Source organism: Acidobacteriota bacterium (genome assembly GCA_018001935.1).
Classification (GTDB): Bacteria; Acidobacteriota; JAAYUB01; order JAAYUB01; family JAAYUB01; genus JAGNHB01.
Map to the genome: position 1 here is coordinate 1 of JAGNHB010000093.1, position 15,634 is coordinate 15,634.

Below are 15,634 nucleotides of genomic sequence, written 5' to 3' on the forward strand. Positions count from 1 at the left end.
CTGCTGGGGGCGTTCGAGCGGATCGTGGGTTTCGAGCTGGTGCTGTCGCGGGGGACGCCGTTCCGGTTCGACGGGTTGCGGGCGCTGGAGCAGGCGTACGGGCGGCAGGTGTTCCCGGTGGTTGAGCTCGGGGGCACGCACGTGCGGCTGATCAACAAGAGCGACGCGCCGATGGCGGCGACGGTGAAAGCGTACGGAGCGGACGGGCTGCTGCTGGGGACGTACCCGGTGGCGCTGGCAAAGAACGCGAAGGCGGACGTGGACGTGACGGAGGCGATCCCGACGGACGGGGTGATGGCGTGGCTGCTGGTGGAGGGGAACAACATCTTCACGGCGCACGCGTTCATCGAGACGTCGGACGGGAAGCGGCTGGTGACCTACGCCGGGGTCCCCCTTTACTGAGGCCGATCGACCGCGCCCCGGCTGCGGGGAGCGGAAATTACACTGGGCGGGCTATCGAGCCCGCCCTTTTTTTTAAAAGAGCGTGGTCGGAGGCATGGCCGCCAGATCGGCCAGAGATACTCGCAGCATCGCACTCCGGGTGATTCACTGACCTCATCTTCCAACAGGCCATTCTGGTTTGCACACCGTCAGGCCCGGAATGCGCCGGAAGTCTTTCTCGTCGTAAGTGAAAACCTTGGACAGCTTCTGTGAGAGCCCCCAGTAGCCCATCACGGCATCGGCGAATTTCACGTTCTTCTCTTCGTACACCTTGACGGCCTGAAGGAAGACGTCCTCCATCATCACCTTTACCTCCGATGTGCTGACAATGGCTTCCAGGAGTTCACGGATTGCTCTCCTCTCAAGACGGTAGACCTTTTCCAGGACCCAGACGATCTCGAGAAGGACCACCGGCAGGATATGGAGAGCGATCCCCTTCTCGGGCGCCGTCCTCAGCAGGTCCTCCACGGCGTCCGCCTTGCGGGAATCGTCCTTGATCAGGAACCGGAGCAGTGCGCTGGTGTCGAGGAAGGCTTCAGTCATGATCGCCGGCCCCGAGGGTGAGGGCTTTGTCCCGGATTTCGTCGATGCTCATCCCCAAGTCGGGCAGCGCTCCCTTGAAGTCAAAGAGACTCTTGCTTTTCCTCAGGATTGCACGGTCGGCTTCCACCTCGATGATCAGGGTGTCCCCGTCCAGAATATGGAATTGTTTCCGAAATTCCTTCGGAAGTGTAATCTGACCCTTAGGAAGAACTTTTACAGAAGGCATATGGAACTCCTGAAAATTTATAAATTCCTGAATATATGATATAGCAGGAAACAGTGCCTTGTCAATGACCCATTGTTTACGATATTCCGGTTCACGGGTCTTGGACGGCGCTCCAATGCTCTTGACTTTGGGGCCCAAAGGATTGAGAATCCAAAGGGATGACGTTTTCAGTTCTGCCTGGCGCGAAAATCGGCGAGGACGGGGAAGAGGTGGAGGAACAGATGGGTGCTGGGTTGAATGTGCCGTCGGGCAGTCAGGGAATCCTGGGGGGGGCTTGGGGAGCCGCCCGGCTTTGGGCGGGGAGGCGCCCTCTCGCGGTCCTGCTTACCGTCGTTGTGCTGGTGCAATTGGCCTTCGCCCTGGTCTCGGCCTTCAACATCGACGACCCCATCTACCTCCGGCTGATGCGGAACATCGACCGGGCCCCCCTCAACCCCATGGGAGAGCCGGTGCTGTGGGACGGCCAGGTTTCCACGGACATGATGTCCCACTCCCACCCCCCCCTGGTGGTCTACCTCATGTACCCCTTTTACAAGCTGGGGGGAGAGGACCCCGAGTGGTCGCTTCACCTGGGGTTCATCCTCTTCTCGCTGCTGCTGGTGACGGCGGTCTGGTGCCTGGCGGAGTTCTTCGCCCTTCCCCCGTTCCCCGCGGCGTTCCTGGCGTTTTTCTCCCCGGCCGTCTTCACGGTGAGCCACACGGTGATGATGGACCTGCCGGCGCTGGCGCTGGGCGTGACCGGTGTCGCCGCGGCCTTCCGCGGCCTCCGGGACAACCGGCCGGCGGCCGTGCTGGCCGGGGGGGCCTGGATCGGGGCGGCCTGCCTCGTCTCCTACGTGGCGGTGATGTTCCTCCTCCCGCCGGGGGTGGCGCTGCTCCTGTCGCGACGGCGGCTGCGGAACACCCTCCTCCTCGGCTTGCCGCCCGCGGCCTGCCTGGGGGGGTGGCTGGCTTTCGTCTGGTTCCAGACCGGCCGCTTCGTCCTGGCGGACGCCGCCCGGGTGGTCGCCGTGATCCAGGACCGCAGCTACGGGGGCGTCGAGTACCGCCTCTTCTACAACCTCGTCGCCGCCGGGTCCATGGTCCTCTTCCCCGCCGCTCTCCTTGTCTGGCAGTGGCGAACGATCCGGGGAAAGCTCTACCTCCTGGCCGCCCTGGCCATCGGTTTCCGGTTGGCGCTCCGGTTCCCGGGGGAGGGGACGCTGCGGCACGCCCTGGTCGCGTTCGGGGCGGCCGCGGGGATCATCCTCCTGGTGGAGGGGACCCTGGCGGCGGCCCGGGCCGCCCGTTTCGACCGGGAGCGGCGGCCCTTCCACCTCGCGCTGGCCGCCTGGCTTCCGCTCCTGTTCCTCCTCACGGTGAAGACGTGGCCCCACGGGGCCGTCCGTTACCTGCTCTGGATCGTCCCGCCGGCGGTTCTGTGCTTCCTCCTGAGCGAATCCCTGTCCCCGGGCCCCGCCGGGGAGCGGCCGGGGGAAAACCCGGCGCCCGGGCGGCGCCGCCGTCCTCTCTGGGCCTTATTGGCCGGGGGGCAGGTCGCCCTGGCCCTCCTGGCGGCGTGGGCGGACACCGACCTCGCCGGTCGGCAGCGGGCGGCCGTGGACGCAATTTTCGCCCGTTACGCCGCTCCGGGGCGCACACTCTGGTACGCCGGCGAGTGGGGATTGCGGCACTATGTCAGCGCCCGGGGGGGGAAGTGCATCCTGCGCTACGACCGGAGGCCCCGGCCCGGCGACATCCTGGTCCGCCCGGCCCTGCTGTCCTCCACCTACGCCTCGGCCTACGAGGAGGGCCACCGGGCGCAGCGCATCGCCCGCCTGGCGGTCCGGACCCCCTGCCCGCTGCGGACGCTGAGCCCCCGGGCCCGGGCCGGTTTCTGGAGCGATTACTGGGGCCTTCTCCCGCTGGCGCCCGCGACGGGCGACCCCCCCCTCGAGATCCTGGACGTCTATCGCATCCTTCAAACCCTTCCCCCCGACCCGGGACGCGAAAAGGACAACCTGGGCATCCTTCCCCCGGCGAGGCTGACCGTCATCCCCGACGGGTGACCCTTCCCCCGCGCGCGGGGTTGCCCTTCTCACCCTCGCGCCGGGACGGCGCGTGCAAACAGCTTCGGAGGAAGGGCGGACACGAGATTTCACTTGACAGCCCTTCGACGGGCGTCTTATCATTCTGCCGATTTTTGATTTTAGGAGGTCATCCATGGCTTACGTGATCAGCGACAGTTGCACCGCTTGCGGAACCTGCAAACCCGAATGCCCCGTCGATGCCATCAGCGAAGGCGATATCTACAAGATCGACCCTGACACCTGCACCGACTGCGGGACCTGCGCCGACGTTTGCCCGGTGGGTGCCATCGCCCCCGAAGAATAAGCATCCCCAGCGAGGGAAACCCAAGGAAACCCCACCGGGTTTCCTTTTTTTTATTCGCCGGCAGGACGACATGCTCACCCTCGCCCGGGATTCTCAAACGGAAGCCCTCATCCAGAAATCCCGCTTCGTTTCCCTCGCCTTCCGGGCGGACAGCGAGGACGCGTTCCGCCGGCAGCTCGAGGAGATCCGGCGGCGCTTTCCGGGGGCGAACCACTACGTCTTCGCCTACGTCATCCGGGAGGCGGACGGACGCCAGTGCATCCGGTTCTCCGACGACGGGGAGCCTCACAACAGCGCGGGTCGACCCGTCCTGGCACCGATCCAGGGGCGGGACCTCACCAACGCGGCCGTGGTGGTGGTCCGGTACTTCGGGGGGATCAAATTGGGCGTCGGCGGGCTGGTCCGGGCTTACGGCGGGGGCGCGTCCTCGGCCCTCGACGTGGCGGGGATCCGGCCGCTCACCCGACGGGAAAGCGGGAGCCTGGTCCTCGACTACGCGGCCCTCCCGGAGGCGGAGCGGCGGCTCAAGGCGGAGGGCGCCGAGATCGTGCGGAAGGAATTCGGGGAGAAAGTCACCCTGTTCTTCGAGAAGGAGATTGTATGATCTTCATGGCGGACATCAAGCGACTGGAGGAGACGGTGGCCGAACTCCTCGCGGGGCGGGAATTCGCCGGTCGGGCCATCGGACGCCTCCTGGGCGCCGGGGAGTACACCACGGAGGAACGCCAGTGGCTGCACGACGCCGTGATGAGCTTCGTGCAGCTCAAGAACCGCTACCGGACCCTGGTGGAACGTTTCGCGGAGAAAACGGGGATCGAGGACACCGAACCCGAGGACATCCGCCTCTGGATCGCCTGCCGCCACCAGGAGGGGGCGGTCCGGGGGCCCGTGGAGGAAACGGTCTTCTCGGCCATGGCGGCGAAATCCCGCGTTCGCAAGTTCCTCGGCTTTCTCGAGCACAACCCGCCGGAGGAAATCTTCAAAGCGAAGAAGAAAAAGGACCTGGAATGCCTCTGGCTGTACCACTCCCACCCCCTCTGGATGATCCGCAAGTGGCTCGGCGCCTACCCCTGGAAGGAGGTGGAGGACCTCTGCCGTTTCAACAACACGCTCCCCGACGTCGCCGTCCGGGTCAACCCGTTGAAGGGCTCCGTGGAGGGACTGCTGGATTCCCTTCGGGCCGAGGGTTTCGCCGGGGCGGCTTCCGAGTGGTCGCCCTTCGGGGCCACCCTCACCCGTCGCTTCGACGCCCTGTCCCACCCCGGGTACCGAAAGGGGCAATTCACCCTGCAGAGCCTGTCTTCCCAGCTGACCTGCTTCTACCTGAACCCCCGGCCCGGGTCCCGGCTGCTGGACTTCTGCGCGGGGGAGGGGGGCAAGTGCCTGACCCTGGCCCACATCATGAAGGGCAGGGGGGAGGTCTACGTCCACGACAAGCAGATGTGGCGGCTGCAGAACCTCCGGAAACGCCTGCGGCGCGAGGGGGTGCAGAACGTCCGGATGGAGGGGATGGCGTCCATCAAGCGTCGCAGCCTGCTCTTCGACCTGGTGGTGGTGGACACGCCCTGCACCGGGAGCGGGAACTTCCGGCGCCAGCCCGAGCTGAAGTGGAAGCTCAAGGACAGCGAGCCCGAAGAGATGAACCGCGTCCAGCTCGGCATCCTCGACGAGGCCGCCCCCTTCTGCGCACCGGGCGGCCTGCTGGCCTACATCACCTGCTCCCTCTTCCAGGAGGAGAACCACAAGGTGGTGCGGCGTTTCCTCGGCAGCCGGGAGGGGTGGGACCTCGTGAGCCCCGCGGCGTTTCTCGCGGAGCACCACGCCACGGGGTTCTGGCTCCCCGCGGAGAAGTTCGAGACCTTCATCGACGACCGCTACTTCCAGGTCCTCCCGCAGAAGCACCGGATGCCGGGCATGTTCTGCGCCCTCCTGCGGAAACAGGTCGGCGACGGCCCACCCAGGGAATGATCTGTTTCGTGGCGACCCGGTGAAGGCGGACTTCCGTACCCTTTGGCTGCATCCCGGCTGTCCGGTTTTCTTGGCGATCTTTGCGCCTGCGAGATCAAGATCCGGACAGGTTCTCGCCAAGGCGCCAAGCTCGCAAAGGAAGACCCCATGGGAGGTAAATCCCGCATCACCCGCGATCACCCCTCCCGAAAGCTTGTTTCCAACATCTTGCGCGATTTGGCAACGAGTTTACTTTGAAGGTACGACAGCCCAACCCGGGTAAACCGGAAAAAACCACGGATGAACACGGATGATCGGAAGACTGAACCACGAAATACACGGAAGACACGAACGGGATTCCGGGGCGAAAGCAGGGTGATCCCGACGGCCCTGATTCCGGCCTGAACCTTCAGACGGACCCGCCTTCCCCGCACCCTTTCGGGGTGCGTTTCCTCGCCCCGCCGCCCCGGGGACAGGACGCCGTTTCGGCGGCCTGCGCGGCGCGATCAAAGCGGCGCTCCGGCAGCCTTCGCGCCGCACTCCGCAAGGAAGGGAGAAGATCGGGGGTTGCGGGCTGTCGCCGCCAAGGGGGCCGCCGATCCCGGTTGCGAGAACGATTGCAGCTGCGACAGCGATTGCGACAGCGATTGTGATAGCGACTGCGACTGCGATTGCGACAGCGATTGCGACTGCGACTGCGATTGCGACTGCGACTGCGATTGCGATACCGATACCGATACCGATACCGACCCCGATGGGAACCCCCCTCCGCGCCTACAGCCCAACCCGGATAAACCGGAGAGAAACCACGGATGAACACGGATGGACACGGATCATCCGGACGCTCCAGAAAAAAACAGGCGGTTTTTACCTCTCGCAAAGACGCAAAGACGCCAAGCCTCGCAAAGCCGGAAGCGGAAAAGGGGGATTCCTTTGCGAGGCTTTGCATCCTGGCGTCTTTGCGAGAGGCCTGTTACGTCGATTCCGGACCCGGATCGGCACAAGCGTGGCAAACCGGACGACGCTGCCGGGATTCCCTTCTTCGTCCCCGCATCGGGTTTCCCCGCTCTGAAAGCGGTGGGAGCCCACCGACGATTTCAAATCTTGCTCATTTTGCCAAAGAATTTACTTTGAAGGGACTACAGCCCACAGCCTTCTCTCTCAGTAAAGCCGCCTGCGGGTGCAGAAATCCCGGAAGATCCGGCCGGCCAGCGGGGCGGCCTTCGAAGGTCCGAAACCGCGCGGGACAAAGAGAAAGACCGCGGCCCGCGGGGACCCGGCGGGGTAGAACCCGCAGAGCATGCAGACCGCGTCCCCCGGTCGTCCCCCGGACCGGCGACGGGTGGTGGAGGAGGTCTTGGCCCAGAGGTCATCCTTCCCGAACGCTTCCCGGAAGAGACGGGAGGTCCCGGTGGCGGCCGAGGCGGCCATCCCGCGCCGGATCAGCGAGACGGCCGCCGGGTCCCCGACCGGAAGCGGCGGGTCTCCCGACCGGAACGCCGCCCGGTCCGCGGGCCCGTAAAGCGTCACGGGGCGGTCGAGCACCAGGGAGGCCACGGCGGCCGCCAGGTCCCGGAAGACCGGGGAACAGGCGGCGAGATCGCCCCGGAAGAAGGCGGCCCGCCAGGCGCGGAGGGCGTTTTCCGCCGCGGGGGGGGCGGGGAGTTTCCCGTTCCAGAAGGGGGCGATGTGCCCATGGAACGTCTCGGGGGACAGGCGTTCCTCCGCCTGGCCGAACCAGGCGTTGCAGCTGAGGGCCAGGGCGCCGGCCATGTCGGGGGAGCCGTGCCCGTCCTTGAGCCAGCAACGGTGGGAAGGGTCGCCCCAGCCCCGGCAGGGGAACCGCAATGAGGGGGAGGCCGGTTCCGCTGCCGCCAGGGCGTAGGCCAGGAAGAGCTTCATCCAGGAGCCGGCGGGGACCCGGCGGTCCAGGAGGGCGGTGTCCCCCGCGCACACCGTCGAGCCGGCCTGAAGGTCCCACAGGACGACGCAGGTCCCCGGCTCGGAGGCCACCTGGCCCTCCCAGGGTATTCCCGCCGGCGGCGGGGCGGCGGCGAGGGCGAGGAGGAAACCCAGCCAGATCGCGCTCATCAGAGGAATGACCGCTTTTCGGGCGGCCGGCGCATCTCCCGGGCGTGTTCCCGGATGCGGCCGAACATGTCGAACAGCACTTTGCGGTCCGCCCGGTCCATGCCCAGAAGGAACAGGAGCAGCGCGTAGAAGGAGAAGAGCAGGGTGGCCTCCAGCCCGAACTCCAGGTGGGGTTGAGCGGTCAGCGGGTGGGCCTTGAGCCAGAGCAGCCCCGCGACGGCGGGAACCAGGGCCGGGAGGGTGGTCAGCACCCGGGGGGTGACGGGGAAAAAGCGGTAGAGCACCACGATTTCCACCGCCGTGAGGGACCCGTAAACGACCAGCGTCCCGGACAGGACCCAGGCCACCGCGTTCACGCCGTGATGCGGCAGGAGCCACAGGTTGGCGATGACGTTGAGGACGAAAGCGAAGAGCGCGTTGAAGAGCTGAAGGCGGGAGCGGCCCGCCATGGACAGGAAGGCGTCCGAGGGGCCGAGAATCGACACGACCAGGGGGCCGGCGCACAGCACCGCCAGGAAGTGGGCGCCTCGCTCGAACTCCGGGCTGAGGATGCGCAGGCTGAGGTCGGCGCGGACCATCAGGAAGAGGTAGAACGGGAAGGCCAGGGAGAACACCCAGCGGCCCACGGCCCGGTAGAAGGCGACGAGGTCGTCCCACCGCCCGCTGCCGAGCATGGAGGCCAGCCGCGGGGTGGCAGGGATGATGAAGGCCTTGGGGATCACCTCGGGGATCAGCATGATCTTGAGGGCGATGGAGAGCAGCCCCACGGCGGCCTTGTCCTCCACGAACTTGCCCAGCAGGAGGATGTCGGTCCAGACCAGCACGTTGCTGAGCAGCATGGGGCCGAGCAGGGGGATGGAGAACGCCAGCAGGCGCCGGTGCTCCACGGGTTCCGGCGTCGCTTTCGGGAGTTTCCGGAGCAGGCGGCCGACCATCAGGAGGGCCAGGAGGAAACAGGCCGCCATGGTCGCCAGGAAACCGCCGGTGATGGCCCCCAGCCGCCACCCGGCCCAGAAGAGGGCGAGGAAGAACACCACTTTCAGGAACGGCTCGCTGAACAGCTTGATGAGAGCGAAATACCGGACCACCCGGAGGGCCGCCGCCAGTTGGACCAGGATGATGGTGAGCGCGAAGAAGGGTATGGCCGCGGCGGTGACCCGGACCGCCCAGGCCAGGTCCGGGTCGTGGAGCAACTGGCGGGCGATCAGGGGCGCCATCAGGCAGACCAGCAGCCCAAGCCCCAGGGAGAAGGCCAGCGGGAAAGCGATCACGAATCGCCGCAACCCGGCGAAACGGCCCCACTCCCCGCGGTCGTAAAGGACGCTCCCCTCGCGGACGAGACCTTCCGACAACCCCGCCATGGCCACCGTGGCGGCGAGGTAGGTCACCGAGACGCAGATGTTGTAGATCCCGAAGTTCTCGAGCCCGATGAGGTGGGACGCCAGGATGGCGAAGACGAAGCCGAGGGCTTTGTCGAGAAATTGGCAGACGAGCGTGAAGGCAGCCCCCTTGGCGACCCCCGGAAGGTCCTCCGCGTGAAGCCTGTCGGTGCTCTCGACGTTCATTTCTTGCGCTTTTTCTGGTCTTTTCGGGCCTTCCGCTCCGCCTTGCGCTTGTTCTTCAGCTTCTTCCAGTCCTGGCCGGTGAGGGACTTGGTGGCGAACTCCGGCTGGAACTTCTTCTTGAAGGGGTTCTTCATCCCCTCCATGGCCTTGCTCAGGTCCTCCCCGCCCATCATCTCGTTGGCCATCTTTCGCATCTGGAGGAACTGGTCGATTTTCTTGAGGCCGGGGATCTTGCCGAGGAAGGTGGCGGGCGTGGCGAGGTTGGCGAAGATCTTGCGCATGGCTTGGTACTGGGCGATGAGGTTGCGGACCTCGTGGGGCTTCCTGCCGCTGCCCCGGGCGATCCGGGCGGCCCGGCTCTGGTTGATGAGCTGGGGCTCGAGACGCTCCCTGGGGGTCATGGAGTTGATCATGGCCTCGATGGGCACCATGGCCCGGTCGTCCACCTGGACGCCGTTGGGGAAGGCCTCGGCCATCCCGGGCAGCTTGTCCATGACCTCGCTCAGGGGCCCCATCTTCTTGAGGGTGCGGATCTGCTCCACGTAGTCGGCCAGGGTGAAGCCGCCCTGCAGCATCCGCATGGTGTCTTCCTCGGCCTTCTGCTGGTCCACCAGTTCCTCGAAATCGCGGACGAGGCCCACCACGTCGCCGAAGCCCAGCATGCGCGAGGCCAGCCCCTCGGGCCGGAACTCCTCGAGCCGGTCCGAGGCTTCGCCCATGCCGACGAACTTGATGGGCTTGCCGGTCACCTCCTTCACGGAGAGGGTGGAGCCGCCCCGCGTGTCGCCGTCGAGCTTGGTCATGATGAAGCCGTCCACGTCCAGCCGGCGGTTGAACTCGGTGGACATCTTCACGGCGTCCTGCCCGATCATGGCGTCGCAGACCACCAGGATGTTGTCGGGCCGCACTTCCCGCTTGATGGACTCCAGTTCCTGCATCAGGCGCTCGTCGATGGCCAGGCGGCCGGCCGTGTCGAGGATGATCACGTCCCGCTGGGTCCGGGCCGCCTCCGACAGGGCATCCCGGCATATCTTCACGGGGTCCTCGCCGCGGCGGCTGTAGACGGGGACCTCGAGCTGGTTCCCGATGAACTCCAGCTGATCGATGGCGGCGGGGCGGTACACGTCGGCGGCCACCATCATCGGCCGCCGTCCCTGCTTTTCCAGAAACCGGGCCAGTTTCCCGGCCGTGGTGGTCTTGCCGGAGCCCTGGAGACCCACCAGCATGACGACCGAAGGGTGGCCGGAGCGGAAGCGGAGATGGGTGTCGACGGGGCCGAGCAGGCCGATCAGTTCGTCCTCGCAGATCTTGACGAAGATGTCGGAGGCGGAGACCCGCATCTTCTGGTCGCCGGTCTTCACCCGGACCTGGACGGTCTCCCCGACGGCCTTCTCCTTGACCTGTGCGAGGAACTTCTTCACCACGGGGAGGGCCACGTCCGCCTCGAGGAGGGACCGCCGCACGTCCCCCAGGACGTCGTCGATGGTGTCCTCGGTGAGGACCTCGAGGCCCCGCAGCTTGTTCTTGACCGTCGTGAACCCTCTCGTCAATATGTCCAGCATACGCCGTTCTCCCGATCAAAATGTCAATCGCGCATTGTACCCGATGTGCACGGGATTGGAAACCCGAAAATCGGGTTTGGGCGCGACCGGAATTGAACCCCGGATGAACACGGAAGGGCACGGATATTGAGAATGCTCCGGAACCCGACCCGGGAAAACCGGAAAAGGCACCACGAAATACACGGAAGTTGAACCACGAACCACTCGAACCACACGAACGAAAAAGGCAGAAGACCGGAGATCGGAGACCGGAGGAGGGGCCTGGCCGATGCACGGTGAGCAGAGACGGCGCATCTCCATCCCTCTGGTGCCTTGGTGAGAGGACATTCCGGACGGATCCCCCGCGGTGGCACAGAGGAACGCAACCACCAAAGCGCCGCCAGGACGGATGGTCTCGAGCTCGGTCAGCGGCGGTCCGCAGGGTAGTGCCCGAAGCGGAGGTTGGCGTCGGCGTTGAGTCCGGCGGGGGCGATCTCGCCGCGCCCGAAGCGGAACTGCCCGGCCAGGGCGATCATGGCGGCGTTGTCGGTGGTGAACCCGGGCGAGGGGTAGAACACGGGTATCCCGAGGCGTGAGAACCGGCGGTTGGCTTCGGCGCGGAGGAGGGAGTTGCAGGCCACCCCGCCGCCGAGGAGGAAGCCCCGGGGCTTTCGCAGGCGGCAGAAGTGCTCGGCGCGGTGCAGGAGCTGTTCCACCACCGCGGACTGGAACCCCTTCAGAAGCGCCGCCAGGCGGGGGGAGACCTCGTCCTCCCCGGCGGCGGGCCCGATCCCCTCCTTCTGAAGGATCTGGAGGAGCGCGGTTTTCAAGCCGCTGAAGCTGAAGTCCAGGGAACCGTCGGAGATCCTGGGCAGGGCGAAGCGGGCGCCGGCTTCGGGGCAGGCGGCGGCGATCCGGTCCACCGGGGGACCGCCGGGGTAGGGGAGGCCCGCCATCTTGGCGGCCTTGTCGAAGGCTTCCCCGGCCGCGTCGTCCCGGGTGGCGGCCAGGATCTCGCAATCGCCGGGTTCCCGGGCGTGGTAGAGGGTGGTGTGACCGCCGGAGACGATGAGGTGGACCACGGGGAAGGCGATCTCCGGGTGCTCGAGAAAGGGGGAGAAGAAGTGCCCCTCGAGGTGGTTGAGGGCCACCAGGGGGACGCCGAGGGCGCCGGCGAGGGCCTTTGCGTAGTTGACCCCCACCAGGAGCGAGCCGATGAGGCCCGGCCCGTGGGTGACCGCCACGAGGCCGAGGTCTCGGAAGGTGACCCCGGCCTGCTCCAGGGCCTCGGCCACCACCGGGCGGATGTTGCGGATGTGGGCCCGGGAGGCCAGTTCCGGGACGATCCCGCCGTACTCGGCGTGCAGACGGACCTGGGAGGACACCACGCTGGACAGGACCCGTCCGCCGTCCGCCAGGACGGCCGCCGAGGTGTCGTCACAGGAGGTTTCGATCCCCAGGGTCAGCATCGGGCCTCTCCCGTGCCGTCAGCCGGCCAGCGCCTTCAGCGACGTGATGAAGGGGGGGCGGGCCACGCCGCGATCGGTGATGATGGCACTCACCAGGTGGTTCGGGGTGACGTCGAAGGCGGGGTTTCGGATCCCCACGCCCTCGGGGGTCAGCCGGGTCTCGCCGACGTGGGTCACCTCCCGGTCCGGGCGCTCCTCGATGGGGATGTCCGCCCCCGAGGGGAGGCTCAGGTCGAGAGTGGAGAGGGGGGCGGCCACGTAGAAGGGGATGCGGTTCTCCCGGGCGGCCAGGGCGGCCATGTAGGTCCCGATCTTGTTGGCGGTGTCTCCGTTGGCGGCGATCCGGTCGGCCCCCACCACCACGGCCTGGATATATCCCCGGGCCATGAAGTGCCCCGCCATGTTGTCGGTGATGACGGTGACGGGGATGCCCAGCTTCTTCAACTCCCAGGCGGTGAGGCGGGACCCCTGGAGGAAGGGGCGCGTCTCGTCGGCGAAGACCCGGACCCGCTTGCCGTACTCGGCGGCGGCGCGGATGACGCCCAGGGCGGTCCCGTAACCGCCCGTGGCCAGGCCGCCCGCGTTGCAGTGGGTCAGGAAGGTGGTGTTGTCGGGGATGAGCATCTGACCGTGGTGGCCGATGCGCCGGCAGCACTCCACGTCCTCGAGGTGGATGTTCACCGCTTCCCGGGCCATGGCCGCGGCCACTTCCGGCCAGGGGCGACCGTCCAGGGCGGCGAAGGTTTTCCGCATCCGGCGGATGGCCCAGAAGAGGTTGACCGCCGTGGGCCGGGTGGCGGACAGGCACTCGCAGACGGCCTCGAACCGGGCCGTTCGCTCCGCCGGGCCCAGGTCCGCCGGGATCTCGGCCACGCCCTGGGCGACCCCCATGGCGGCCGCGATCCCGATGGCGGGAGCGCCCCGGATGAGCATGCCGCGGATGGCCTCGGCGGTCTCCGCGCTGGTCCTGCAGGTGGCGTAGACCTCCCGGTTGGGGAGGAGCCGCTGGTCGATCATGACGACGCCCTCGGGCGTCCACTCGATGGTTTTGAACATGAATCCTCACGTCAGAATTCAGAATCCAGAATTCAGAATTCAGAATGGAATCGATGCATTAACGCATTCTGGATTCTGAATTCTCCTTCATCAATCCAGGTCCTGTTCCACGATCCCGCGGCGAGGGGGTTCGGGCGGGGCGGGGGAAGGACCTTCCTCGAACTCGGTTTCCGCGGGCGGGGGAGGCTCCGCGAACGGCTCCGACGGCCGTCCCTTGAGGTACTCCTTCATGAAGGCGATCCAGATGGGCAGGGCATTCTTGGACCCGGTCTCCCCCGACCCCAGGGACTTCTTCTCGTCCATGCCCACCCAGGCCCCCGCGGTGAGGGAGGGGGTGAAGCCGATGAACCAGGTGTCGGTGTAGTCGTTGGTGGTCCCGGTCTTCCCGCCGCAGGCAACCTTGAGCTCGTTGGCCTTCGCGGCGGTGCCGAACTGCACCACCCCCTGGAGCATGGAGACCATCTGCCGGGCGACGCCCTGGGGGATCACGTTCATGGCCGACTTCTGGTGCTCCTCGAGGACCTCCCCGTGGGCGTCCTCGATCCGCTCGATGATGAAGGGCTGGGCCCGCTGGCCGTCGTTCGGGAAGACCGAGAAGGCGGACACCAGTTCCAGCAGCGTCATCTCGTTGGCCCCGAGCGCGGTGGAGGGGTAGGGCCGCAGGACCGCCGTGACCCCGAAGCGCTTCGTGGTCTGGATGACCTTGGAGATCCCCACGTCGCACGCCAGGCGGACCGCCGGCACGTTCCTCGACTTGGCGAGGGCCAGCCGGTAGCTCATGGGGCCCTCGAACTCCCCGTCGATGTTGTTGGGGGTGTAAAGGGTTCGGCCGACCTCGACGGAGAACGGGGCGTCGTCGATGATGTCGTCGGGCGAGCGCCCCTGGAGGAGGGCGGTGGTGTAGACGAAGGGCTTGAAAACCGACCCCGTCTGCCGCTTGGCCTGGGTGGCCCGGTTGAACTTGGTCTTCTCCCACTGGGTCCCCCCGACCATGGCCCGGATGGCCCCCGTTTTCGTGTCCAGGGCGAGGAAGGCCCCCTGCACGAGGGGCGTCTGGTCGAGTTCCACGTCCAGCACCTTGCGGGCGTCGTCGACCTGCTTGATTACGAAGACACCGAGATCGCCCCGCTTGAGATAGTCCCGGATGTCGGGCTTCGCCTTGGAGGCAAGCGTTTTACCGGGGATCCGCCACTTCACCTGATCCGGGACGAGGTAGGCGGTGTACCGGCCGAAACTGATCCGGGCGCGGTCCGTCCGGGAGTCGAGGACGACGCCGGTCCAGACCGCCCCGGGTTCCGGGCGGGTTTCCCAGTCGGGGTGACGGAAGGCTCCCAGGTCGCTCTTGCCGGACGCGATGAGGTTGGGCAATTTGCCGCGCCAGCCCTTCCGCTGGTCGTAGGAACGGAGCCCGTCCCGCACGGCGCGTTCCGCCGCGTTCTGGAGGCCGATGTTCAGGGTGGTGTAAACCCGGAGGCCCTGGGTGAAGATCTGCTTGTTGGTGTAGCGTTTCTGGAGGTACTGCCGGACGTACTCCAGGAAGTAGCCGCAGAAGTTGCGGTCGAAGTCCTTCGCGGCGACCTGGATGGGCTCGGCGAGCGCGTCGCGGTAGTCCCGCTCCGTCAGGTAGCCGTCCTGGTACATCTCCTGGAGCACGATGTTGCGCCGGGCCAGGGCGTTGTCCGGGTGGTTGATGGGCGAGTACCGGCCGGGGTTCTTGATGATGGCCGCCAGGAGGGCGCACTCCGACAGGGTCATCTCCTGGGGGTTCTTGTTGAAGTAGAACTCGGCGGCGGAGGCGATGCCGTGGTTGCCGTGCCCGATGTAGATCTTGTTGGCGTAGAAGGTGAAGATGGTTTCCTTCGAGTAGCGCTTTTCGATCTGGATGGAGAGGAGCGCTTCCTTGATCTTCCGCTCGAGGCTGACCTCGGGGGTCAGGAAGAGCAGCTTGCTCAGTTGCTGGGTGATGGTGCTGGCGCCCCGCATTACCTTGCCGTGCCACAGGTTGATGGCGGCGGAGGAGATGATGCGGCGGATGTCGATGCCCATGTGGTCGTAGAAGCTCTTGTCCTCGATGGCGATGACGGCCAGCTTGAAGTATCGGGGGATGTCGGCCGGGTTCACCAGCTTGCGGCGCTCCAGGAAAAACTGGCCGATGGGGGTCCCGTCGTCGCTGTAGATCTCGGTCAGGATGGAGGGTTGGTAGTTCTCCAGGGCGCGGACCTCGGGGAGGTCCAGCATGTAGCCGTAGTAGAGGCCGATGGCGACCCCCGCGCAGGTGAAGAGGAGCAGGATGAAGGCGTAGAAGATCCAGAAGAGGACCCGGCGGGTCCGGTTGCGCGAGGCCACCCGGGCGGGGTCCTCGGGCGGGGGGAAGGGCGCGGG

The 15,634-nt window shown here is 66.5% G+C and carries 13 protein-coding genes; 5 read left to right on the plus strand and 8 right to left on the minus strand.

All coding sequences use genetic code 11. The annotated features are described in order from the left end of the window. The coding region (locus tag KA419_20415) for a hypothetical protein (protein ID MBP7868298.1) at positions 1-402 on the plus strand (402 nt) is incomplete at its 5' end. A gap of 153 nt (positions 403-555) precedes the next feature. On the opposite strand, the gene KA419_20420 is transcribed toward KA419_20415, so the two are convergent. Both KA419_20420 and KA419_20425 read right to left on the minus strand, forming a co-directional pair. Continuing rightward, positions 556-984, minus strand: a complete 429-nt coding sequence (locus KA419_20420; GenBank protein MBP7868299.1) for a PIN domain-containing protein — start codon at positions 982-984, stop codon at positions 556-558. After that, positions 977-1,210, minus strand: a complete 234-nt coding sequence (locus tag KA419_20425; GenBank protein MBP7868300.1) for an AbrB/MazE/SpoVT family DNA-binding domain-containing protein — start codon at positions 1,208-1,210, stop codon at positions 977-979. Before KA419_20425 ends, KA419_20420 begins: the two co-directional genes overlap by 8 nt. A 221-nt stretch (positions 1,211-1,431) precedes the next feature. Here KA419_20425 and KA419_20430 point away from each other — a divergent pair, with 221 nt between their 5' ends. From KA419_20430 to KA419_20445, 4 genes are all read left to right on the plus strand, one after another. After that, the gene (locus KA419_20430) at positions 1,432-3,258 is read left to right on the plus strand and encodes a glycosyltransferase family 39 protein (protein ID MBP7868301.1); all 1,827 of its coding nucleotides are present in this window, start codon (positions 1,432-1,434) and stop codon (positions 3,256-3,258) included. A gap of 154 nt (positions 3,259-3,412) precedes the next feature. Continuing rightward, positions 3,413-3,583, plus strand: coding sequence for a 4Fe-4S binding protein (locus KA419_20435; protein ID MBP7868302.1), 171 nt, complete (start codon positions 3,413-3,415; stop codon positions 3,581-3,583). Positions 3,584-3,653: 70 nt separating this feature from the next. After that, positions 3,654-4,187, plus strand: a complete 534-nt coding sequence (locus KA419_20440) for a YigZ family protein (protein ID MBP7868303.1) — start codon at positions 3,654-3,656, stop codon at positions 4,185-4,187. After that, on the plus strand, positions 4,184-5,551 hold the full coding sequence (locus KA419_20445) for an RsmB/NOP family class I SAM-dependent RNA methyltransferase (protein MBP7868304.1): 1,368 nt from the start codon (positions 4,184-4,186) through the stop codon (positions 5,549-5,551). The genes KA419_20440 and KA419_20445 overlap by 4 nt, the downstream gene beginning before the upstream one ends. Before the next feature lie 1,140 nt (positions 5,552-6,691). Here KA419_20445 and KA419_20450 read toward each other — a convergent pair. The 6 genes from KA419_20450 to KA419_20475 all read right to left on the minus strand — a co-directional run. After that, on the minus strand, positions 6,692-7,621 hold the full coding sequence (locus KA419_20450) for a hypothetical protein (GenBank protein MBP7868305.1): 930 nt from the start codon (positions 7,619-7,621) through the stop codon (positions 6,692-6,694). Continuing rightward, positions 7,621-9,186 (minus strand): oligosaccharide flippase family protein, encoded by a 1,566-nt coding sequence (locus tag KA419_20455; GenBank protein ID MBP7868306.1) that lies wholly within the window; start codon positions 9,184-9,186, stop codon positions 7,621-7,623. Before KA419_20455 ends, KA419_20450 begins: the two co-directional genes overlap by 1 nt. Then, a complete protein-coding gene (gene ffh, locus KA419_20460) occupies positions 9,183-10,748 on the minus strand; it encodes a signal recognition particle protein (GenBank protein MBP7868307.1) in 1,566 nt (521 codons plus the stop codon). The genes KA419_20455 and ffh overlap by 4 nt, the downstream gene beginning before the upstream one ends. Positions 10,749-11,152: 404 nt before the next feature. After that, complete coding sequence (tsaD, locus tag KA419_20465) at positions 11,153-12,196, minus strand: tRNA (adenosine(37)-N6)-threonylcarbamoyltransferase complex transferase subunit TsaD (GenBank protein MBP7868308.1); 1,044 nt, start codon at positions 12,194-12,196, stop codon at positions 11,153-11,155. A gap of 18 nt (positions 12,197-12,214) precedes the next feature. Further along, on the minus strand, positions 12,215-13,252 hold the full coding sequence (gene mtnA / locus KA419_20470; GenBank protein MBP7868309.1) for an S-methyl-5-thioribose-1-phosphate isomerase: 1,038 nt from the start codon (positions 13,250-13,252) through the stop codon (positions 12,215-12,217). 90 nt (positions 13,253-13,342) lie between these two features. Beyond that, on the minus strand, positions 13,343-15,634 hold a 2,292-nt coding region (locus KA419_20475; protein MBP7868310.1), incomplete at its 5' end, for a PBP1A family penicillin-binding protein.